The sequence below is a fragment of the Xanthomonas sp. NCPPB 2632 genome (genome assembly GCF_041228075.2).
Lineage (GTDB): Bacteria > Pseudomonadota > Gammaproteobacteria > Xanthomonadales > Rhodanobacteraceae > Luteibacter.
The window spans coordinates 1,182,508-1,203,240 of the sequence record NZ_CM192979.1 but is presented as its reverse complement, the minus strand read 5'-3'; the positions used below and the strand labels follow the sequence as shown (position 1 = coordinate 1,203,240).

The 20,733-nt window shown below is 66.7% G+C and carries 14 protein-coding genes; all 14 read right to left on the bottom strand.

Annotation, left to right across the window (positions count from 1 at the left end):
- Nucleotide 1 precedes the first annotated feature (1 nt).
- Nucleotides 2–1,336, bottom strand: coding sequence for a sigma-54-dependent transcriptional regulator (locus tag AB8808_RS05350; RefSeq protein WP_369927359.1), 1,335 nt, complete (start codon nt 1,334–1,336; stop codon nt 2–4).
- A 75-nt stretch (nt 1,337–1,411) separates the two neighbouring features.
- A complete protein-coding gene (locus tag AB8808_RS05345; RefSeq protein WP_369927357.1) occupies nt 1,412–2,629 on the bottom strand; it encodes an ABC transporter permease in 1,218 nt (405 codons plus the stop codon).
- Between the two features lies 1 nt (nt 2,630).
- Nucleotides 2,631–3,932 carry an ABC transporter permease gene (locus tag AB8808_RS05340; protein WP_369927355.1) on the bottom strand — a complete coding sequence of 434 codons (1,302 nt, stop codon included), beginning with the start codon at nt 3,930–3,932 and terminating at the stop codon, nt 2,631–2,633.
- A 15-nt stretch (nt 3,933–3,947) separates the two neighbouring features.
- Nucleotides 3,948–5,162: an ABC transporter permease gene (locus AB8808_RS05335; protein ID WP_369927353.1), complete on the bottom strand. Its 1,215-nt coding sequence runs from the start codon at nt 5,160–5,162 to the stop codon at nt 3,948–3,950.
- Between the two features lie 10 nt (nt 5,163–5,172).
- Entirely contained in the window at nt 5,173–6,480 is a 1,308-nt protein-coding gene (locus AB8808_RS05330) for an ABC transporter permease (protein ID WP_369927351.1), read from the bottom strand.
- A gap of 30 nt (nt 6,481–6,510) precedes the next feature.
- Nucleotides 6,511–7,221: an ABC transporter ATP-binding protein gene (locus AB8808_RS05325; RefSeq protein ID WP_369927350.1), complete on the bottom strand. Its 711-nt coding sequence runs from the start codon at nt 7,219–7,221 to the stop codon at nt 6,511–6,513.
- A gap of 33 nt (nt 7,222–7,254) precedes the next feature.
- Nucleotides 7,255–8,526 (bottom strand): efflux RND transporter periplasmic adaptor subunit, encoded by a 1,272-nt coding sequence (locus tag AB8808_RS05320; protein ID WP_369927349.1) that lies wholly within the window; start codon nt 8,524–8,526, stop codon nt 7,255–7,257.
- A gap of 417 nt (nt 8,527–8,943) precedes the next feature.
- Nucleotides 8,944–9,141 (bottom strand): hypothetical protein, encoded by a 198-nt coding sequence (locus AB8808_RS05315; protein ID WP_369927348.1) that lies wholly within the window; start codon nt 9,139–9,141, stop codon nt 8,944–8,946.
- 12 nt (nt 9,142–9,153) lie between these two features.
- Nucleotides 9,154–9,717: a hypothetical protein gene (locus tag AB8808_RS05310; RefSeq protein WP_369927346.1), complete on the bottom strand. Its 564-nt coding sequence runs from the start codon at nt 9,715–9,717 to the stop codon at nt 9,154–9,156.
- A 202-nt stretch (nt 9,718–9,919) separates the two neighbouring features.
- On the bottom strand, nt 9,920–10,057 hold the full coding sequence (gene hemP / locus AB8808_RS05305; RefSeq protein ID WP_285404043.1) for a hemin uptake protein HemP: 138 nt from the start codon (nt 10,055–10,057) through the stop codon (nt 9,920–9,922).
- 138 nt (nt 10,058–10,195) lie between these two features.
- Complete coding sequence (locus AB8808_RS05300) at nt 10,196–10,687, bottom strand: chemotaxis protein CheW (RefSeq protein WP_369927344.1); 492 nt, start codon at nt 10,685–10,687, stop codon at nt 10,196–10,198.
- A complete protein-coding gene (locus AB8808_RS05295; RefSeq protein WP_369927342.1) occupies nt 10,684–12,399 on the bottom strand; it encodes a chemotaxis protein CheB in 1,716 nt (571 codons plus the stop codon). The genes AB8808_RS05300 and AB8808_RS05295 overlap by 4 nt, the downstream gene beginning before the upstream one ends.
- Entirely contained in the window at nt 12,392–18,544 is a 6,153-nt protein-coding gene (locus tag AB8808_RS05290; protein WP_369927340.1) for an Hpt domain-containing protein, read from the bottom strand. Before AB8808_RS05290 ends, AB8808_RS05295 begins: the two co-directional genes overlap by 8 nt.
- 4 nt (nt 18,545–18,548) lie before the next feature.
- Complete coding sequence (locus AB8808_RS05285) at nt 18,549–20,582, bottom strand: methyl-accepting chemotaxis protein (protein WP_369927338.1); 2,034 nt, start codon at nt 20,580–20,582, stop codon at nt 18,549–18,551.
- Nucleotides 20,583–20,733 lie beyond the last annotated feature (151 nt).

Below are 20,733 nucleotides of genomic sequence, written 5' to 3'. Positions count from 1 at the left end.
GTCAGCCCGCCAACCCGTAGCGTTCCATGCGCCGGTAGAGCGCCTGGCGCGACAGGCCCAGGCTGCTCGCCGCGCGGCTGACCACGCCACCGGCGGACGCCAGCGCCGTTTCGACCGACTCGCGGCTGGGCTCGTCCAGGCTGCGGCCGGGGCTGGCTAACGGCGGCGGCAGGTTGAGGTGCACGGGCTCGATGCGCCCGTCGGGCGCAAGCAGTGCGGCGCGGGCAATGGCGTTTTTCAGCTCGCGCACGTTGCCCGGCCAGGCATGCCCCAGCAGCGCTTCACGCGCGTCCTCGCTGAGCACGGCACGACCGTCGAGGAAGTGCTCGGCCAGGGGCAGGATGTCGTCGCTGCGCTCGGCCAGCGGCGGCAGGTTCACGTCGATGACGTTCAGGCGGTAATAAAGATCCTCACGGAAGGTGCCCGCGGCGATCATCGCCTTGAGGTCTGCATTGGTGGCACTGATGACGCGCACCTTGACCTGGCGCGTGCGTCCCGAGCCCAGGCGCTCGAACTGGCCGGTTTCCAGCACGCGAAGCAGCTTCATCTGGCCCGGCAGGGGCAGGTTGCCGATCTCGTCGAGGAACAGCGTGCCGCCGTCGGCCATCTCGAAGCGACCCTCACGGGCCTTGTTGGCGCCGGTGTAGGCACCGGCATCGGCACCGAACAGTTCCGCCTCGATCAGTTCGCCCGGCAAGGCACCGCAGTTCACCGCCACGAAAGGCCCGCGGCGAACGGCCGAGTTGGCATGCACGATGGCGGCGACGCGCTCCTTGCCGGCGCCGTTGGGACCCGTGACCAGCACGGAGACATCCGAACGGGCGACCTGGCAGGCCAGTTCGATGGTGCGGCTCATCGCTTCGGAGGCGAACACCAGGCCGCCGAGGTCGTAGCGGCTTTCCAGCGCCTCGCGGCGACGGCGACGCTCCACCCGTACGCGGGTGACCTCGCGGGTGGACTCGGACAGCTCCAGCAGGTTCTCCACGGTGGCCAGCAGCTTGGTGTCGTCCCAGGGCTTGGCCAGGTAATCGGAGGCGCCGGCCTTGATCAGTTCCACGGCGGCTTCCAGATGCGTCCAGGCCGTCAGCAGGATGACCGGGAGATCCGCATGCCGCGCGCGGATGGCCTGGAACAGCGCCACGCCCTCCTCCCCCGACGTGGTGTCGGCGGTGAAGTTCATGTCCTGGATGACGATATCGACACGCCCGGCGGCCAGCAGGGCCAGGCCCTCTTCGGGGGTGGTCGCCACGAGCGGGTGGATGTCTCGCAGGCTGAGGACGAGCGAAAGCGCTTCACCCACGGCCGGGTTGTCATCGATGATCAGTACGCAGCGCATCTTTTCCCTTTGCATGCAGCCATGGATGCTTCCCCGGGCAAAAGGGTTGCATGCGTTTCGACACTTTCCACCATTCTAGCCACGAGTGGCCACGACCGGGGGAACCGCTGCGGCACGCATGGCCGGCGCAAGCACGGCCACTTGTCCCAGCAACCAGAGCACCACGGCGCCCGCGGGCAGATAGGCAGCCGGCAGGCGTGGCACCTCGTACTGCCACATCAGCAGCAGGTTGATGCCGTAGGCCATGACCATGCCGATACCGATGCCGATGCTGGTCAGCAGGAAGTTTTCGGTCTGGAAGTAGCGCAGCACGTCCACGCGTCGCGCCCCGAGCGCACGGCGCACGCCGATCTGGCGACGCCGCTGTCCCACCCAGAAGCTGGCCAGGCCGACGATACCGAGTGCGGTGACGATCAGCAGCGCCACGCAGACGCCGACCAGGAGAACGGCCATGGCGCGATCACTGGCGAAGAACTCATCGCGGATCTGCCTGTAGGTCTGTTTTTCGGTGATCACCCGCCGCGGGTCGAGCTTGCGCAGGGTAGCGACCGCTGCGGCAAGCACGCGTTCTGCCTCGCCCGGCTTGACACGCAAGACGAAACCGGCGCCCCAGACGGGGGACTCGCGCAGTGGTGCGATCGTCGTCAGGCCTATCGTCGCACGGTCGTCATGACCCGCACGCGACAGGCGTGCGACGACGCCTACGATACGCATCTCGTTCTCGCCGACGAATACACGCCGCCCGAGGGCGTGCCCCTCCGGGAACAGCTTCTGGGCCGTGGCCATCGAAACGATGAGGGCGGGGGCAACCTTGACCCTGGCGCTGACCACGTCATCCATCCAGGCGTACTCATCGGGACGGAACCAGCGACCCGCGACCAGCTGCAGGCCCAGGGTTTCACCGACGCGCTCGCCGTAGAAATTGCCGGTATTGACGCTCGACTCGCGCTGGTTGCGCTCCAGGGTGATCCCGCCGTTCCAGCTGCGGTCGCCGAAGGGCAACGAATTCATCACGGTCGCGGCCTGCACCCCGGGCAAGGCCCGCAGCGCCGTCAGGTCAGCTTCGGTGCGCGCATGCATGTCGCTGCGCGCACCAATGTCACCCACTTCCATCCGGACGAGCTGGTCTTCGGCCACACCGCTGGGTGTGTCCATCCAGCCCAGTCGATCGCGTACGAGGAACACGGCGTTGCAAACGATGGCGCAGGTCAGTGCGATCTGCAGGATGAGCAACGTGCATGTGATGCGGTGGCGCTTCAGCGTGGAAAGGATGGGGCGGATCTGCAGGTTCATGTCATTGGCTCTTCAGTTGAAGGCCCGGCGTTACGCTGCATGCGCGCCATGCGGGCAACAGGCCGGCGACAAGCGCGGCCAGCACGGACAGCACCAGCGTGGCGGCGAGCATCGTGGCATCCATGTGCGCGAGCCGCGCGGAGTCGTGCGGTTGCATCCGGACCATCGCCAGCCCGGCGGCCGCGAGCAGCAGGCCGCCCAGCCCTCCCGCCACACCGATCAATCCGGCTTCGGTCAGCAGTTGGGCGAACACGCTGCCGCGCGACGCGCCAAGCGCGCGACGCACGCCGACTTCACCCGAGCGACGCATGAACCTGGCGAGCATCAGGCCCACCGTGTTGACCAGGCAGACCATGAAGAAGCCCAGCGCCAGCCACACCTGGAGCCGAACGTCGCTCGGCACCACCTTCTGCTCGTCGAGGAAATCCATCAGGCCGGTCAACTGGGCAGGCACAGGCCTAGCGAAGCGCCCCGATCGCTGCTGCTCGCGCGCATAGCCATCGAGATACCGACGATAAGCGGCCACCCCGTCCGCGCTGTCGATCTGCACCCAGTACTGAAGCCAGGTGCACGAGGCACGTTCCATGTCCGCCTCCGCCGTCGATCCCTCGCCCCAGCAACTGATGCCGCCGGCGCGGGTCATCGCCAGTGCACGGTACGTCGAGAGCGGGACGAAAACGGCTTCGCTGCCGGAATAGCTGCCGGTGTAGATGTCATAGAAGTGAGGCACGGGATGCCACGGTTCGAGCACGCCGATGATACGCAGGTCCGCGCCGTTGGCACGCAACGTACGGCCCACGCTGTTGGCGCCAGCGAACAACCGGTCGTTCAGTTCCGAACCGATCACGACGACGCGGGCACGCGACTCGTCATCCGCGGCCGACCATGCCTGCCCGTAGCGAAAGCGTGGCTGGAACATCGGAAAGAAATCGGCGGTCGTATAACGCGCCTTTTCGAAGAAAGGGTCCATGCCCGGATCATCGGGCTGCACCGGCACGGTGCCGCCGACCATCAGCGCCTGACGGTCGGCGCGGTGCTCGCGCAGCATCTGCATGCCGTCGGTCCAGCTGACCTGGATAGGCATATCCCTGTTCTCGGCATGGTCCAGGCCGCGCGGATCGAACCTCGGCATGTAGATCGACCCGCTGCGGCCCGGCAGCGGGTCCCCCGACATCACGTGCAACACCGTCAGCGTGGTCATGCTGGCGCCGATGCCCAATGCGATGGCCACCACCATCAGCACCGTGAGCGCCTTGCTCCGCCTGAGGCCGCGGAAAGCCAGTTCCAGGTAGTAGGCGAACATCGGTCGTCCTTCGATTCAGACGCTGCGCGTCGCTTCCACGGGCGACACCCGGGACGCGCGCAGGGCCGGAGCGAACACGGCGGCCTGGCCGAGGCCGAGCAGGGCAACCACGCCGACCATGACATAGGTGAAGGACAGTCGCTCCATCTCGAAGTGGGTGACCATCCACTGGCTGAGGCCGACCGCCAGCACCGTGCCGACGACCACACCGGCCAGCGCGATCAGGAAGTTCTCGGTCATGAAGTAACCGAGGATGTCGCTGCGGCGCGCACCGAGTGCACGCCGCACGCCGATCTGCTTCCGTCGCTGGCCCACCCAGAAACTCGAAAGACCGACGATGCCCGCCGCCGTGATGGCCAACAGCACGGCGCACACCACGCCCATCAGGATCGCCATGCCACGATCCGCCTCGTACGCATTCGCACGCATCATCTCGAACGTACGCACGCCGTATTTCTCCGGCAGCACGCGCATGCGGTTGGTGTCGTAGAGCACCTTGGCCACGCTCTTGAACACCGCGTCCTGCTGCCCGGGCTTGGTCCGTATGGCGAAGGTCTGCGCGCCGTCGTTCATGGTCACCGGCATGATCGTCACGTTGTCGTGGAACTCCGAATCGATCCAGGGCACGGTGAGCTTGGCCACGATGCCGATGACGGTAGAAGGCTTACCCTCCCGGTAGTAGACCACCTTGCCCAGCGCGTTGCCGCCGGGAAAGAGCTTGTCGGCGAGTACCTTGGTGATGATGACCTGCGCGGGCGTGGGCATGTCCTGGCGCGCGACACTGCTGGTTTCTCCTGCCGTAAAGTTTCGACCGGCCAGGAGTTGCACGCCTAGCGTCTTGAGCGTGTGTTCATCGCCGAAGTAGAGTGCCGACTGCATGCCGTTCTTGGTCTTTTCCGGATTACTGGACACGAACGTCGACCAGCCACCCCGGCGCAACGGCACGGAATTGGTGACGTAGGCATCTTCCACGCCCGGCATGTTGCGGATCGCCTGGATGTCCGTTGCGATCAGGGGCAGGAAGCTGGAAGGTGCGCCTACGTAGAGGTTCTGCACTACCACTACATCGGACTCGACCATGCCCGTGGCGCGATGCGCGCGCTCGATGCGTTGGTTCACGATGAACAGGGCATTGCAGACGATGGCTAGCGTGAGCGCGATCTGCAAGGCGATGAGGATGGTGCCGGACTTGTGCCGGCGCAACGCCGAGAGAATGGGACGAATCTGCATGGCGTGATCCTCAGTTGGACTTCAGCTGCCAGGCCGGCTGCACTTGCGCAGCACGCCAGGTGGGATAAAGGGCGGCACACACCGATGCCATGATGGACACCAGCAGCGTGAGCATCACCAGCACCGGGTCCAGCGTGGCCAGGTGGGCGATGCGCTCAGGGAACACCAGCCCGATGCCGAGCACACCGACACCGGTCAGGATCAGGCCGAGCAGGCCACCGACGATGCCGATGGTGCCGGCCTCCATGAGGAACTGGGCGTAGATGTGCAGACGCGAGGCACCCAGCGCCCGACGCACGCCGATCTCCGGTGCGCGACGCATGAACTTGGCCAGTAGCAGGCCCACCGTGTTGACCAGGCAGATCACCAGGAAACCGAGCGAGACCACCAGCGATACCTGCGATTCCTGCGGCACCACCTGCTGGAACGACAACCAGTCAACAACGTTGCGCAACCGGCCGTTGGGCGCCCAGCGGAAGCGGCCGGCGCGCTGTTGCTCGGCGGCATAGCCGGCAAGGTACTGGCGGTAGGACTGCGCCGCGGCGGTCGTGGGCAGCTCGACCCACAGCGACAGCCAGATGCATTCCGAGCGGAGGTAGTTATCCCAGCCTTCGCCCGGATCGGAGGTGCAGTTGTTGTTGCCGTTGTTCGGCAGCTTCAGGTCCAGCGCGCGGGTGAACGGCACGTACACCGCGGCACCCTCGTTGAAGCCGCCCGTATTGGGCACGTCGAAGAACACGGGCTGCGGCGCCCAGTCCTGGATGACCCCGGTAACACGGAACAGGTGTCCGTCGAGGTTGACCTGCTTGCCCACGCTGTTGCCGCCGTTGAACAGTGCGTCGTTCAGCGATTTCGAAATCACCGCCACGTCCGCGTGACGCTCGTCGTCATCCCGCGTCCATCCCCTGCCCTGCAGGAACGGCACATCGAACATGGGGAAGAAGTCCGCACCGGTCGCGTAGGCGCCCTTGCGCACCGGCAGCCGCGCCGGATCGTCGGGAATGACGGAGACACCGACAGGATATGTCACCGTCTGTCGTTCCGCCTTGCGCGCGCGCAGCAATGCCGTGGCATCGGTGTACGAGAGCGCCTCGGGCGGCTCGCCGTGCTTCGTGTTCTCCGGCCCCCAGTTGTCCACCTGCACGTTGTAGAGCACGTCGGATTTCTGGGGTATGGGGTTACGCGATGTGGCGCGGAACACCGAATACGTCGTCATGGACGCGGCCACGCCGAACCCGATAGCCATCACCATCAGTGCCGTGAGCACGGGGTTCCGGCGCAGGCTGCGCAGACCAAGTTGGAAGTAGTAGCTGAACATGACGCGTTCCCCCCGGGGAGTCTCGATCAATCAGGATTGGGCGACGTGGTTATGCGCCTGGAAACGCGGCTCTTCCGCCAGGTCGACCACCTGTCCGTCGATCACGTGGACGTTGCGCTGGGCCCGTGCGGCCAGTTCTGGATCGTGGGTGACCATGACGATGGTCGCGCCTTCACGATGGAGTTCCTCCAGCAGTTCCATCACGCCACGCGCCATCTGCGTGTCGAGGTTGCCGGTGGGCTCATCCGCCAGCAACAGCCGCGGCGAGCCGGCGAGCGCGCGTGCGATAGCCACGCGCTGCTGCTGGCCACCGGAGAGTTCCGCCGGGTAATGCTTGGCACGCGAGGCCAGGCCGACCCGTTCCAGGGCATCCGTGATCCGCTGCTTGCGCTCGGCGGCCTTCATGCCGCGGTAGCGCAGCGGCACTTCCACGTTGTCGAACACGTTGAGATCGGGGATCAGGTTGAAGGCCTGGAAGATGAAGCCGATCTTCTCGTTGCGGATACGCGAGCGCGCGTTGTCGTCCAGCTTGCTCACCTCCACGCCATCGAGGTGGTACTCGCCACCGGTGAAGGTTTCGAGCAGGCCGGCGATGGTGAGGAACGTCGTCTTGCCCGAACCCGACGGGCCGGTCACGGCGACGAACTCGCCCTGCTTCACGTCGATGTTGAAGTCGCGCAGCGCGTAGGTCTCGACGACTTCCGTACGGTAGACCTTGGCTAGATGGTTCATCTTGAGCATGACGTATCCCTCGTTCGGTAAGTGGGTGCCGGATCAGCGGCTGATGGCGATGTGCTTGGCGGCGCCGAAGGCATCCGCACCGGAAATGACGATCTTGTCACCTTCTTTCAGGCCGTCCAGGATCTCGACCTTGTCGATGCTGCTCGCGCCGACCCGGATATCGCGCCGGTCGGCCATGCCGTCGTTGACGACGTAGGCGTAGTGGCCGGCACTCTCGTCGACAAAGGAGCCGCGCTCGACGGTAAGCACGTTGTCGCGCTTGTCCAGCAGGATGCGGACCGACATGCGCTGGCTCTGGCGCAGCTGCTTGGGCGTATCGCCATCGAAGCGCAAGCGCGCGGCCACTTCCCCATTGACGACCTCGGGCGAGATGGCACTGACCTTGCCGTTCCAGACCTTGCCGTTGCCGGTGATTTCGCCCGGCATGCCGATGGCGAGGTCACGTGCGAAGCTTTCCGGCACCTTCATTTCCACTTCGAGGGCAGACAGGTCGATGACGCTCACCAGCTGCGCGTCCTTGGCCACCGTGGCACGCTCGGCGATGAACAGCTGGCCCACCTGCCCGTCGACCGGCGATTTCACGTTGAGGTCGTCGACCTGGCGCTCCAGGTCCTTGACCATCAGCAGCTGCCGATCGTGCGCCAGCCGCTTGGACTCCACGTCGAAGGTCAGGCTGTCGTTGTCCATCGACAGGTCCGACTGTGCGTGCTTGGTAGTCACCGCCGCCTTGTCCAGGGTCGATTTCGCCTTGTCGACGTCCGCCACCGGCACCGCGCCCTTGTCGAAGGCGGTCTGGTAGCGTTTCAGGTCACGGCTGGCGGCCGTCTGGTCGATGGTCGCATTGTCGAAGGCCTTCTGCAGTTCGGAGCGCTTTTTCTTGGCATCGATCTGCGCCCGCAGGAAATCCACCTGCATCGCATCGGCGGCCGACTTTTCCTGCGCCAGTTTGCTGGTCAGCTCCGGGCTGGTAATGACGGCCAGGACCTGGCCCTTGGTCACCACGTCGCCCGCGTGCACCTTCAGCACCACGGCGCCCGCCGAGGCGGCATAGAGGGTGGGGCTGACCGCCGCGACCACCTTGCCCTCGGCTGCGATATCGCGCACGAACGGCCCGCGTGTCACGGTGCCGAAGGACAGGCGCGAGGCGCTGACCGACGAATCGGCCGAAAACATCGTGGCGATTTTCGGCGCGGCCAGCGCGAGCACGGCCACGACGGCGATGCATGCACCGACGATCAGCAGTTTGCGGCGGCGATTCGGGCGCACTTCGACAAGGCGGTCCGTAACGGAGGTATCGCGGATCATGCTGGCTTCCCTGGAGGACTTCAGCGGAAGCTTCAGCAAGTGCCGTGCCAGCCCAGGCACATCCTATTTTTCATGGAGTTAGGATCAGGCCGATGTCAGGCCAGAGTGTCCGCGGACAGCGCCGGACACTGTCGCACTGTCCGCGCCTACAACCAAAAGCCTATGGCACGCCGCAGCCAACGGCGTAGCGTCCATCGCATCGGAAGGATTCCGTACCCACGAAAGGACTCGACCATGCCCAGCGATTCCCCCACGCCCGCCCTCGGCGTGACCCCTGCTCCCGCGACGACCTTCACGGCCGATTTTGCCCATCTGTTCGGCGACCGCTCGGCCTATCGACGCACCCGTCCATAGCCGTTTTTCAAACGATGATGCCACTCCCATGAAGCATCACGGGGTTCTTACTCTCACCACACCTCATTTTCGGAAGACAAGGCAGTTGACCAGATCGCTTATACGGACAAGGGGCTGGATACCGTCGAGGTCGAGGTCGAGGTGGAGGGCGACGAATTCGAGATCGCCAACCCGGACAAGGTGAGGAAGGTACGAGACATGCTCACGCTGGTCCGCAATGGGAATGCCTTCCTCGTCGACAAACACGCGCGCAGCGCGCATTGATCGCTACGATCAGCCGGCGATACCGATCGACTCGGAAAGCGCGATGTCGCGCGCCACTCCGTGACCGAGGGTGGAGATGCGGGCATCGCGTGCGCCGAGGACGGTGAAGCCGGCCAGCCTGCGGCGCGTGAAGATGAGCACGCGGGCACGCGAGGCGCGCAGCCATTCGCGGCCCGGCGTCCGCCGATGCGGCGGATCGACCGGAATGGCGCCTGCGAACAAGCCATCCCAGGCGAGGTAGTCGGTGTCGGGCAAGAGGTAAACCCTTGCCAGCGTGTCGCCTGCCGCGCCGACGCAGTCGATCCATTCGCGCGGACCTTCGGCGGTGACGGCGCAGGTCAGTCCGACCCAGCGCGTGACCAGCAATGGCGCGAGGTCGGCCGATTCCACGAGACAGCCGTCGGCCGCCGGGGCGACGGCGCAGTCGGCACACAGGGGCGGTGCTAGGTAGAGGACACCGCCCAGTTGCCCCAGGCCTTCGAACAAGGTGACCGGTGCCAGTGCGAGCCAGCGCGTGGTGGGGCTATTGCGGGCGCGCGTGGGCACGCCGAAGGACGAGAGCCAGCCGAACATGTCGCCTCCGGTAGGTCGGACGAGTAACGGAGGCCTGGCTGGCGCGGTCCGGGGAGGTGCCGCGTGGCTTGGCGTCGGGGAGAAGGGTGTGCGTCTAAGCGATAGTGCGAGGACATGCAGGCTTGGCCTCGACACATGTCGCGCACATCGTGCGCCGATACACAGGCTCGGCCTCAACACATGTCGCGCACATCGTGCGCTCCTACTTTGTCAGGATGAGTTTGTCGTTGCGGGTCAGGCGCAGGTGGTATTCGCTGCCCTGGTGCTCGATGACGAGTTCGCGCGATCCGTCGAGCAGGTTCTTGCTTTCGATACGGCGCGTGGCGACCGGTGTCGTCATGCGCAGGGGAACGACCTTGTCTCGGCCGCCGTTGTCGGTCAGGGGAAGCGTTCTCAGCAACATGGTCCACTCCGCGGTTGAGGGTGCGGAGTTGATGATAATGATTCTCAGTTACGTGTCAACCTCCCTGACCGATCGTCAGTCCTCGACAGCGCGTTCCGGTACGTCGTCCGGCATTGCCGCGAGCGTCCGCTCCAGGGCTTCCAGATCGGGAATGATGGCGGTGTCGTCGCGCACCAGCACGCGCGCACGGACGCCGAAAGGCAGGTCGTGACCGTCGTGGGTGGGCAGCAGCAGTTCGGCGTTGAGCGTGGTCAGGCGCGGGAAGCCGTGGGTCAGCACGGCGATGTAAGGCAGCTCGGGCGTGTTGCCCAATGCCTTGAGCACCGCCACACGGGGGGCCTGCGGCGGCGCGTCGTCGGGTAGCGTCGCCACGTGGTCGAAGCGCACGAGCGGAATGCGCCAGCCACGCCAGGCGATACGACCGATCAACCACGCCGGCGAATCCACCACTGGCTCGACGCCGGTCAGCGTGATCACTTCAGCCACCGCGGCGTTGGGCAGCAGCAGGCGAACGCCCGCACTGGGAATCAGGACGCAGCGGATTTCGCGCGGTAACGGTTCGCTCATGGGAATTCCTCGATCAGTTTCTGCGCCAGCGCGGCCGCATCGCCCGCGTAGGCGGCCACACGCTCCTCGCGGATACCGGCCACCGTGTGTCCACGTTCGTCGCCCGCGGGCACGCTCTCGATCCACACGCGACCGCCGGCGTCATACACCGCCTGGGCACCGGCCACGGCATCGCTACCGCGGCCGTCGAAGACGATGGCGAGGGCATCGGCGCCGAAACCTTCCGCGACCGTGGCGAGGCTGTCGTCCAGGGATGGACCCGGGCCGTCATGGTTGTCGGCATCGTCACTCACGACGACACGACCGTCGCGACGGATCTGGACCCGCGTTCCTCGTGGCACCACCAGCCGCTCGCCATTCGCGGCATGCGTCTGCTGGCCCGCCATGCGGAGACCGCCCAGGCGGCCTGCCAGGTCCTGGGTATCGTCGTGGTGCACGGCCACCAGCAGCACGGCGGGCAGACGCGCCGGCACGGCGGCAAGGAACGCCGCGATCGACGCCTCGCTGTCGAAGCCACCCGCCAGCACCACTACGCGACGCACCGCACGCGCGCTGCCTTCGAGGAACATTTCGTGCGAGAACTCACCGTCCGTGCGCGGGGCGATCGCTTCTTCCAGCGACACCAGTTCCAGCGACATACCCAAGGTGACGCCATGACTGCCGTCGTCGACGACGTCCTGGGCCAGGTACTCGGCGGCCGTCAGCGTCTCGATCCCGAACTCGGACGCACGCGGGCGCGCCGGCGTATCGGCCGTGATCGTATCGTGGTCGACCAGGTCCCACGAGGGCGCAGGCGGGGGTGCGTATTCGGTGGCGCGATGTTCGATATCCAGCGCGGGAATGGCGACCTCCACCGCGACCGGCGGGGCCGTGTCGTCGGAGGCCAGGCTGAACTGACTGAGGTCGAACGCCCGTTCCGGCACCGACGCAGACGCAGACGTCGGAGTCTCGTCGACGACCTCGAAGCCGGACAGGTCGAGCGATGCCAGTTCGGTCAGTTCCAGGGGTGCCGAAGGCACGTCTTCGAGGCCGTCGGTGTTGATCGCCGACGCATCCGTGTCGGCCAGCAGGGCTTCCAGCTCGGCCGCGAGATCGGCAGGATCGACACCCTCGTCATCGTCGGTCGTCGACAGCGCCGTGGAAAACACCAGCGGGTCCGCGACATCGCTGGCGATATCGGGCACCGCATCCATCGACACCGCCGTCTCGTTGGTCGTCGACACGAACGGCGAGGCGGCGTAGCCGTGCGCCCCGGTGATCGCCAGGTCGTCTGTCAGCGGAAGGTCGATGATTTCCTCGGCCGGCGCGGCGACACTGGCGATGGCCGCCAGTCGTGGCTCGAGTGCACGCGCGTCGCCTGGACGCACCGGGTCCGGCGGCGCGACGCCGACCAGTTTAGCCGCCAGGTGGCGTGCCCAGCGCGCACGCGCCCAACCTTCGAGGTGGCGGCTCACGTCCGAATCGTTGAATACCAGGCGCGGGTGTCCGCTTTCCACGGTGTCGTAGAGGCGATCCAGGTCCTCGTCGCCCGGGTCGTCCAGGTCGATCACCACCACGTCCGCCGACGAGCCCACCAGTTCGGCGGGCGCGAAAGCGCGCAGGTCGGATTCGTAGACGATGGTCGCGCCGTGCTCGATCAACGCCTCGCGCAGGTGTCCCGACAAGGCGGCGTCGTCGAACAGCAGCGCCACCCTCGGCGCGTGATCAGCCATGGTGGCCCCCGAGCACGTCATTGATCTGCACGATGAGATCGTTTTCCTGATAGGGCTTGCCGATGTAGCGCTCCACACCGATGTCGAACGCGCGCTGGCGATGCTTGTCGCCGGTGCGCGAGGTGATCATGATGATCGGCACCGCCGCCAGCCGTTCGTCGGCCTTCATCTGCATCGCCAGCTCGTAGCCGTCCATGCGCGGCATCTCGATATCCAGCAGCATCAGGTCGGGCACGCGCTCGTTGAGTTTCTCCAGCGCGTCGATCCCGTCCTTGGCGGTCATCACCTCGAACTCGTGACGTTCCAGTACGCGCCCGGTCACCTTGCGCATGGTGATGGAATCGTCGACCACCATCACCAGCGGTTTGACGCGCACCTCGTCCTGCGCACGAGGCGCATGCGGGATGGCGGCTTCGGCCTCGAAGGCACGCCGCGCCACGCCATGGCGTACCAGCGGCGCGAGGTCCAGGATCATCAGCACCGAGCCGTCGCCCATGATGGTCGCACCCAGGATGCCCGGCACCGAACTGACCTGCGGACCGACCGGCTTGACCACGATTTCGCGTGAGCCCAGCACGGCATCCACGCGGATGGCGGCGCGCAGGTCGCCCGATCGCGCCAGCAACAGCGGAATGTCGCCTTCGTCCGGCGTGGCCACGATGTGCATGCCCAGCAGCTGCGGCAGGTCGTGGATCGTGAACTCCTCGCCGAGGTAGTCGAACGACGGCTGCTCGTCCGCCATGCGGTGGGCGAGCTCGTTAGGCTCGACATGCGCCACGCCGTTGACCGAGGTCATCGGGATGGCGAAGCTGGTTTCGCCGATGCGCACGATGAGCGCCTGGGTGACGGCCAGCGTGAACGGCAGGCGCATCACGAAGGTGGTGCCGCTGCCCATGTCCGACTCGATCGCCAGCGTGCCGCCGAGCTGCTTGATCTCGTTGGCCACCACATCCATGCCGACGCCGCGGCCGGCCACCTGGGTGACCGTCTCCGCGGTGGAGAACCCGGGCACCTGCGTCAGCTGCAGGATCTGGTCATCGGACACGCGCGCATCCGGGCGCAACAGCCCGCGCTCGATCGCCTTGGCGCGGATGGCCTCGCGATCCATGCCGGCGCCGTCGTCGGACAGCCGCACCACCACCTCGGTGGCTTCGCGGGCCACCTGGATACGCACGGTGCCTTCGGGGTTCTTGCCGATGGACTCGCGCTGCTCGGGCGCCTCGATGCCGTGGGCCACCGCATTGCGCAGCATGTGCTCGAACGGCGCCTTGATCCGGTCCAGCATGTTGCGATCCATTTCGCCGTTGGCACCTTCCACGACCAGCTGGGCGCGCTTGCCGACATCGTTGGCGGCCTGGCGGAGCGTGCGGCGCAGGTTGGGCACCATGGCGTCGAACGGCAGCATGCGGGTCTGCATGAGGCCTTCCTGCAGTTCCGCATTCACGCGCTGCTGCTGGAGCAGCAGGGTTTCGGACTGCCGGGTCAGTTCGTCCAGGATCGTCTGCAACGACACCAGATCCGATACCGACTCCGCCAGCGCACGCGAGTACTGCTGCAACTGCGAGAAACGATCGAGTTCCAGCGGATCGAAGGTGGCCGAACCGGTGTCCGGATGCTCCTGGTGGTAGCGCGCGATGATCTGCGCCTCGGTTTCGATTTCCAGCATGCGCAACTGGCTGCGCAGGCGGCTGACCGTCTGCTCGTGCTCGGTCAGCGTCGAACGGAAGCTGGCCGTCTGCTGTTCCAGGCGCGAACGGTAGATCGACACCTCACCCGCATGGTTCACCAGCGTGTCGAGCATGTCGGCGCGAACGCGGATCTGCTCCTGCGAAGCGCGTTGCAGCTCTTCTTCCTCGAACTCGGGCAGCAACTCCGGAAGGTCGCGTTCGAGCACCGGGATGATGTCGGGCTCGGGCACGGATTCCGGTGCCGGGATGTACTCGGCGGCTTCGCGCTCTTCGCGATAGGCCTCTGCGGTGAGCGTATCGGGAGCGATGGGCGCGCCGGCCAGGCGTGCGAACGGCTCGATATCGGCATCGCCCAGCCAGATCGGGCGATGCTGCGCGATGCCCTGGATCATGCCGTGCAGGCGATCGAAACCGGTTTCCATCGCTTCGATGGAGGCCCGGTCGCTGTCGCGCTGCCCGGAAGCCACCGCATCGAGCAGCGCTTCCATGGCGTGGGCCATGTCGCCCACGGGCGGCAGGCCCGCCATGCGCGCACTGCCCTTGAGGGTATGCAGATCGCGCTGCAACGCCGTCACGTGCTCGGCGACATGCGGCTCGTTGCGCCACGCGGCCAGGGCGCCATCGGCATGGTCGAGGATCTCCCTGCCCTCCTCGATGAACACCTCGAGCAGGTCGGGATCGATATCCGCATAGGGCGACAGTTCGGGCACCAGCGCCGGGGCCGGATCGTCCACCGGTATATGCACCGGCTCCGCGAGCGGCTCGTGCGACTGATCCTCGATGACGACCGGCATCTCGGGCTCGGTGACGGGAGCGACGGCTTCGACGACCGGAGCGTCGATGTCACCTTCCTCACTCGCCGAAAGAGCGGCATCGTAAGCATCCTCGTCCGAGGGTGTCTCGTCGATGGCCTCGTCGTCCGCTACGGCGTCGGGCTCGTCGGAGCGCGCCTCGACAAGACCGTCGTCGACGTGCAGGACATCGCCGTCGTGCGACATCGGCTGTGGCAGATCGTGGACTTCCGCAGGTTCGCCACGACCCGGTGCATTGGCCGTGGCATCGAAACCTTCGGTCAGCGAGCGCCAGGCGGCGGCCTCCTGCTCGTCGTACTTCGCGATCGGTTCGACCACACCCTCCGGCGTGTCGATCTCGAAACGCTCGATCGACGCAAGCAGTTCGGCCGTGAGGGAGTCGGTGGTGTCTACCGGCTGCAGGGGCTCCAGATCGACAGGCGGCAGCTCGTCGGACGGGGCGTCGGCCGGCTCTGCTTCGCCATCGCGGTGCGAAGCCGCCGCAGCCTCGAGGTCCGCCAGTTCACCCGCAAGCATCGCTTCCAGTTCGGCTTCCAGATCCGCCGGTTCGCTCGCGTGTTCGGCGACCTCGTCCATCTCGTCCATCTCGTCGAGCGGCTGCCCATAGTCCGGCTCGTACAGGATATGGGCGACGGTGGCTTCGGGCTGTTCGTCGCGCAGGGCGATGATGTGCGCCGCGAGTGCGGTGACGTCCGGCACGCGCGGATCGGGCGCATCGAACTGGTGCATGACGTGATCGACCAGGTCGGCCGTGTCGGTCAGGGCATCCACGCCTTCCACGCTCAGCGGGTGGCCGCTGGCACGCACACGCTTGATGAGGCCCTCCAGCGGTGCCAGCACCTGGATCAGCACCGGGATGTCGACCATGCCGATGGCGCCGTGCAGCGTGTGGACCGCGCGCAACAGCGCATCGTCCACGGGTAGCTCGCCGTCGCCGGCACGTGCAAGGTTGCCGCGGATCACGTTGAGGTACTGCGCCACTTCCGTCCGCAGGATATCCAGCAGCACCGCATCCACCGGCGGCAGCGGCGGCGACACGTAGGCGGGCTCGACGGCGGCCGGCTCGATCGCATCGGTCGGCGCCTGGCCGTAGCTGGCGAACGCGGCGGTGGGCACGTCGGCGATGGTGTCGCGCGGCACCCGGCGTTTCACCTTGGTGCGCACCGTCTGCACGGCGTTCCTGGCCACATCCTCGACGAAGGCCATGTCGCCCATGGCGAGGCGATCGGCCGTCTCCATGATCGCGGCGATCGGCGCGCCCGGCGTGCTTTCGCCTTCCAGCGCGGCCTTCAGCTGCGGCAGCGCATCCACCGCGTGGCGGATCAGCGCCTGCACGCCTTCATGCGGCTCGATCGTCTTGTCGAGCACGCGGTTGAGCAGGTTCTCGACCTTCCAGGCGAACTCGCCAAGCAGGCGCGCGCCCACCAGTCGGCCGGAGCCCTTCAGGGTATGGAACGACCGGCGGATCGGCACCAGGGATTCGCTGCGTGTGGTGTCCAGCAGCCAGGCGACCTGCGCCGCGCGCAGGTTGTCGATCTCTTCCTGGGTTTCCTCCAGGAAGATTTCGCGGATCTCGTCGTCGATGCCATCGACGGTGATCTGGAAGCCGGCGAACTCCGCATGACCCGTGCCGCCCACTTCCTGCTCGATCTCTTCCTCGATCTCCACCCAGTCGTCTTCGGCGACCACAGGCACGGGGACGTGTTCGGGTTCGGGCTCCGCAGCGGCAGACGTTTCAGCCGCGGCGGCATGCGCGGCGATCTCCGCCTCGGTGGGCGGCTCGTCGACCAGGTCGAACGATTCCGCGAAGGTCGATACCGTTTCGCCCTCGTCCGCGCTCGTAGCCGGCACGGCGATGTGCTCGATCGCGGCGGTGTCGATGGCCTGCAGGGCGTCCTCGCCCATGGCTTCCGGCTCGTGCGGGGCGTGCGCGGGCAACGGCCAGTAACCGAGCTCGGCAAGGCTCTGCTGGGTCACGTCCAGGATGTGCTCCAGTCCGCCGCGATGTTCGCGCGCCGCTTCCAGGTAGTACTCCAGTGCTGCCAGCGCGTCGGCAAGCCGGTCCATCTGCGCACCGTCGGGCACGCGGCGATCGACCAGCAGTTCGCGGTGGATGAACAGGCCGACACCGTCGGCCAGTTCCGCGGGGCGCGACGCGCCCAGCATGCGCATGGCCCCGCCGATCTCCGCCATGAGTTCCGGCGCGCCGGCCAGTTGCTCGTGGTCCCACGACGATTCGACGAAGGCGACGATCGCGTCCTTCACCTTCGAGGTATTGGTGGTGGCCTCGCGCATCAGCGTGGCAAGGATGTGGCGCGCCTCGCTGCGCGGCAGCGGCGACGGCCCGACCTCGGCCACCGCCGACTCATCGCCCTCGGCGCCGAGGCGTTCGATATGGTCGTCCAGCGACGCCTCGACATAGAGCAGCGCGCCAGCCACATCGAGCAGGGATTCCTCATCGGGTTCGCGCGCGCCCGTGGCGATCTCGCCCAGGATGCGCCGTTGCTCCCCGACCACGCGACGCGGCACACCCAGCGCCAGCATGCCCAGCGTGTCGCCCACGCGGTCGAGCACGTCGGCCTGCTGCCCGAGCTGGGCGGGATCGCCATCCGGACGACGCAGGAACAGGTCGAGCGATTCCTTCACCCGCAGCAGGTCGTCCTTGATGGCGGCGGATACCGTGTCCAGCAGCGCACGGTTGTGTCCCGACATGGAACCGCGCGCGTGCTCGACCTCGGCCTCGCGTGGCAGCAGGCCATCCAGCCGGTAGGTCTGGCGCAGTTCGTCCAGGCGTTCGCTGCCCGGTCGTGCCTGGGCCACGTAATACAGCAGCTTGCGTGCAAGGTCGTCGGCATCGCCCCTGAGCAGGGCCTCTTCGCCGCCATCGACCAGCTCGCGGATGGAACGATCGACACGGCCGATCAGCTGGCGCACGTCCTTCTCGTGGGCGCGCAGCACGCCGCGCTCCAGGCCCTCAAGCACACCGGCGGCGATCCACCACAGCCGCCGGCCGGCGAGGGTGTAGCAACGCGCGGCGATGCCGTCCAGCGTCGCGCGCATGCCCAGCAGCTGGCGCTCGTTGCCCTGCCCGCGGAACCAGGCCAGCAGTTGCTGCTGGAAACGCGCGCGCAGGTCCGCCAGCTCGCCACGCGCGGCTTCGGCGGACGCGGGATCGGCCGCCCCGGGTGCAGCGGCGGGCAGCACGGTGTCGAGGTTGGGCGTGAACAGGGCGGACTCGTGCAGCGACTGCTCGCCACGGCTGGCACGCAGGTCGTTCAGCAGCGGCAGCAAGACGATGGGCACATCGCGATGGCCGCTCTGCAGGCGCTCGAGGTAATCGGGCATCTGCATCATGCCGCGCATCAGCACGGCATAGGCTTCGTTGCGATCGGCCACGCGGTCGTCGATCAGCGCGGCGACCAGTTGCTCCATCTCGCCGACGACCATCGCCGCGCCGTAAAGCTCCACCATACGCAGCGTACCGTGCACCTGGTGCAGGTCCGCGGCGCAGGTGTGCATGACATAGGCGTCGCGCGAGTCGTCGACATAGGACTCGAGGGCATGGCGTGCCTTGGACAGGGCCTCGTCCAGCTCCGCCTTGACCCAGTGCAGCGTCGTGAAATCGGTATGGTCTTGGAGTCTCACTGCATCAGCCCGGCAGCTTGAAGTTTGCGACGGACAGTCGCAGGTCGTTCGCGAGCTGGGCCAGGTTGCCGATGGATTCGGCCGTCTGGCTGGCACCCAGCGACGTTTGCGAGGTGATCTCCTGGATGACGTTCATGGTGGCCGAGGTATCCGTCGCCGCCGCCGACTGCTGGCGTGCCGCGGCGGAGATGTTCTGAATCAGCGCCGACAGGTCGTTCGACACGCGCTCGATATCGCCCAGCGCCGTACCCGCGTCCTCGGCCAGTCGGGCACCGGCCACCACCTCGGCGGTGGTCTGTTCCATCGAGCTGACCGCCTCGTTGGTATCGGACTGAATGGTCTGGACCAGCGTCTCGATACGCTTGGTGGCGCTGGCGGAACGTTCGGCCAGGCGCTGTACTTCGTCGGCCACCACGGCGAAGCCGCGGCCGGCCTCACCGGCCGAAGCCGCCTGGATGGCCGCGTTCAAGGCCAGGATGTTGGTCTGCTCGGCAATGTCGTTGATCAGTTCGACGATGGAGCCGATCTCCTGCGAGGACTCACCCAGGCGCTTGATGCGCTTGGAAGTTTCCTGGATCTGGTCACGGATCGAGTCCATGCCCTGGATGGTTTCGCGCACCACTTCCGCACCGCGCGAGGCGATCTGCACCGAGCGCTGCGCCACGTCGGCCGACTCCGCGGAATCCTTCGACACGGTATCCATGGACGTGGCGATCTGGTTGATCGCCGAGGTGGCCGAGGTGATCTGCTGCGCCTGCTGCTCCGCCGCATCGGCCAGATGCATGGCGGTGGCCTGGGTTTCCTGCGCCGCCGCCGACACCCGCACCGCGGTCTCGTTGATGGTGGTGACCAGGTTGCGCATCTCGTCGACCGCGGAGTTCATGGCGTCCGCGATGGCGCCCGTGATGTCCTCGGTGACCGTGGCCTTGATGGTCAGGTCGCCTTCGGCGAGCGTGCCCATCTCGTCCAGCAGCCGCATGATGGCGGTCTGGTTACGCTGGTTGAGTTCGGACGTGCTCTCCAGGCGGCGGCGCTGGTCGCGCACCAGGTTGTACACGAGCAGCAGGGCGAACAGCACCGCGCCGATCGCGCCGAGCAGGCCCCACCACACGTTCGGGAATAGGCGGTTCAACGGCAGCCTGGCGATGTGGTCGGCGGACTCGTTGGCGCGCAGCAGCACCGTCTGTGAATCCAGCGAGGCCTGGTTGCCGGCGCGCTTGACGTCCTGCAGGTTGGGCGACGCGGCCACCAGCTGGTTCACCGGGTCGACCAGGTCGCCCCAGGAGGTCTGCATGCCGGCGAGGATCTTCCGCGCGTTGGCGTCGGTCATCGCACGGACGCCACCTTCGGCGTTGCCGTCGATCAGCCCCTTCAGCACCGCGCCGTAGAGCTGCGCGTCGCGCGACAGGCCGTCGGCGGCGGACTGGGCGCCGTCGCCACCCTGCAGGATCTCCTGCACGCGGCGGATCATGCGGTCGGCCATCAGCATCCAGCGCGCGATGGTGAAGGTCTGCTCGACCGAGGCATTCTTCTGCTGGACGATGTTAAGCACCTCGTCGGTGCGCGCGTTGAGCAGTGGCATCTGCTTCGAGAAGAGGTCGGCCCGCTCGCCCGAGGACAGCACGAGGTCCTTGTTGGAGAGGATCTTGCCGATGTCCGCGTCCAACTGGTGCCAGGCGTTGGCCAGGGCAGCCACCGACCGGCCCGCCTGCGAGCCGCCGTTGTCCGCATAGGCCGGCATGCCGCTCTTGTCGTCGCCCTTCACCAGGCGCTGCACCGCCGAGTCGATGGTGTTGCGGGTGGCCGACAACTCGCGGAACGAGTCGCGGTTGCCGTCGGATGCCTCCAGGGCGTACTTCGCGGTCTGCTGCGAAAGCACCTGCACCTGGGTGGTCAGGGCAATGGCTTCCCTGTCCTCACCGTTCTTGGTGTTCAACCACCAGAAGTCGACCGACGCCAATCCGATCGCCAGGAGAAGAAACACGATGACGATCGTGTAGCCACGTTCCCGGCCTGCGCCGCCTGCTGTCGTGCTCATATCTACCTCACCCAAACCTGGCAAAGCTAGCCGCCGGCGCCTCGAGGCTGCCGGCAAGACGAAGCGGTCGATACGACCGCCCCTCCGTTCCCCACGCGCGCGCGGCCGAACCGCGTCGCGCCTATCCTGTCAGCGGGCCGGCGATGCCGCC

Bases quoted from the DNA above. Each gene is read 5' to 3' on its own strand.
- AB8808_RS05350 (WP_369927359.1), bottom strand. From the start codon at position 1,336: ATGCGCTGCGTACTGATCATCGATGACAACCCGGCCGTGGGTGAAGCG.
- AB8808_RS05345 (WP_369927357.1), bottom strand. From the start codon at position 2,629: ATGAACCTGCAGATCCGCCCCATCCTTTCCACGCTGAAGCGCCACCGC.
- AB8808_RS05340 (WP_369927355.1), bottom strand. From the start codon at position 3,932: ATGTTCGCCTACTACCTGGAACTGGCTTTCCGCGGCCTCAGGCGGAGC.
- AB8808_RS05335 (WP_369927353.1), bottom strand. From the start codon at position 5,162: ATGCAGATTCGTCCCATTCTCTCGGCGTTGCGCCGGCACAAGTCCGGC.
- AB8808_RS05330 (WP_369927351.1), bottom strand. From the start codon at position 6,480: ATGTTCAGCTACTACTTCCAACTTGGTCTGCGCAGCCTGCGCCGGAAC.
- AB8808_RS05325 (WP_369927350.1), bottom strand. From the start codon at position 7,221: ATGCTCAAGATGAACCATCTAGCCAAGGTCTACCGTACGGAAGTCGTC.
- AB8808_RS05320 (WP_369927349.1), bottom strand. From the start codon at position 8,526: ATGATCCGCGATACCTCCGTTACGGACCGCCTTGTCGAAGTGCGCCCG.
- AB8808_RS05315 (WP_369927348.1), bottom strand. From the start codon at position 9,141: ATGCGCGCTGCGCGCGTGTTTGTCGACGAGGAAGGCATTCCCATTGCG.
- AB8808_RS05310 (WP_369927346.1), bottom strand. From the start codon at position 9,717: ATGTTCGGCTGGCTCTCGTCCTTCGGCGTGCCCACGCGCGCCCGCAAT.
- hemP (WP_285404043.1), bottom strand. From the start codon at position 10,057: ATGACGACACCGGTCGCCACGCGCCGTATCGAAAGCAAGAACCTGCTC.
- AB8808_RS05300 (WP_369927344.1), bottom strand. From the start codon at position 10,687: ATGAGCGAACCGTTACCGCGCGAAATCCGCTGCGTCCTGATTCCCAGT.
- AB8808_RS05295 (WP_369927342.1), bottom strand. From the start codon at position 12,399: ATGGCTGATCACGCGCCGAGGGTGGCGCTGCTGTTCGACGACGCCGCC.
- AB8808_RS05285 (WP_369927338.1), bottom strand. From the start codon at position 20,582: ATGAGCACGACAGCAGGCGGCGCAGGCCGGGAACGTGGCTACACGATC.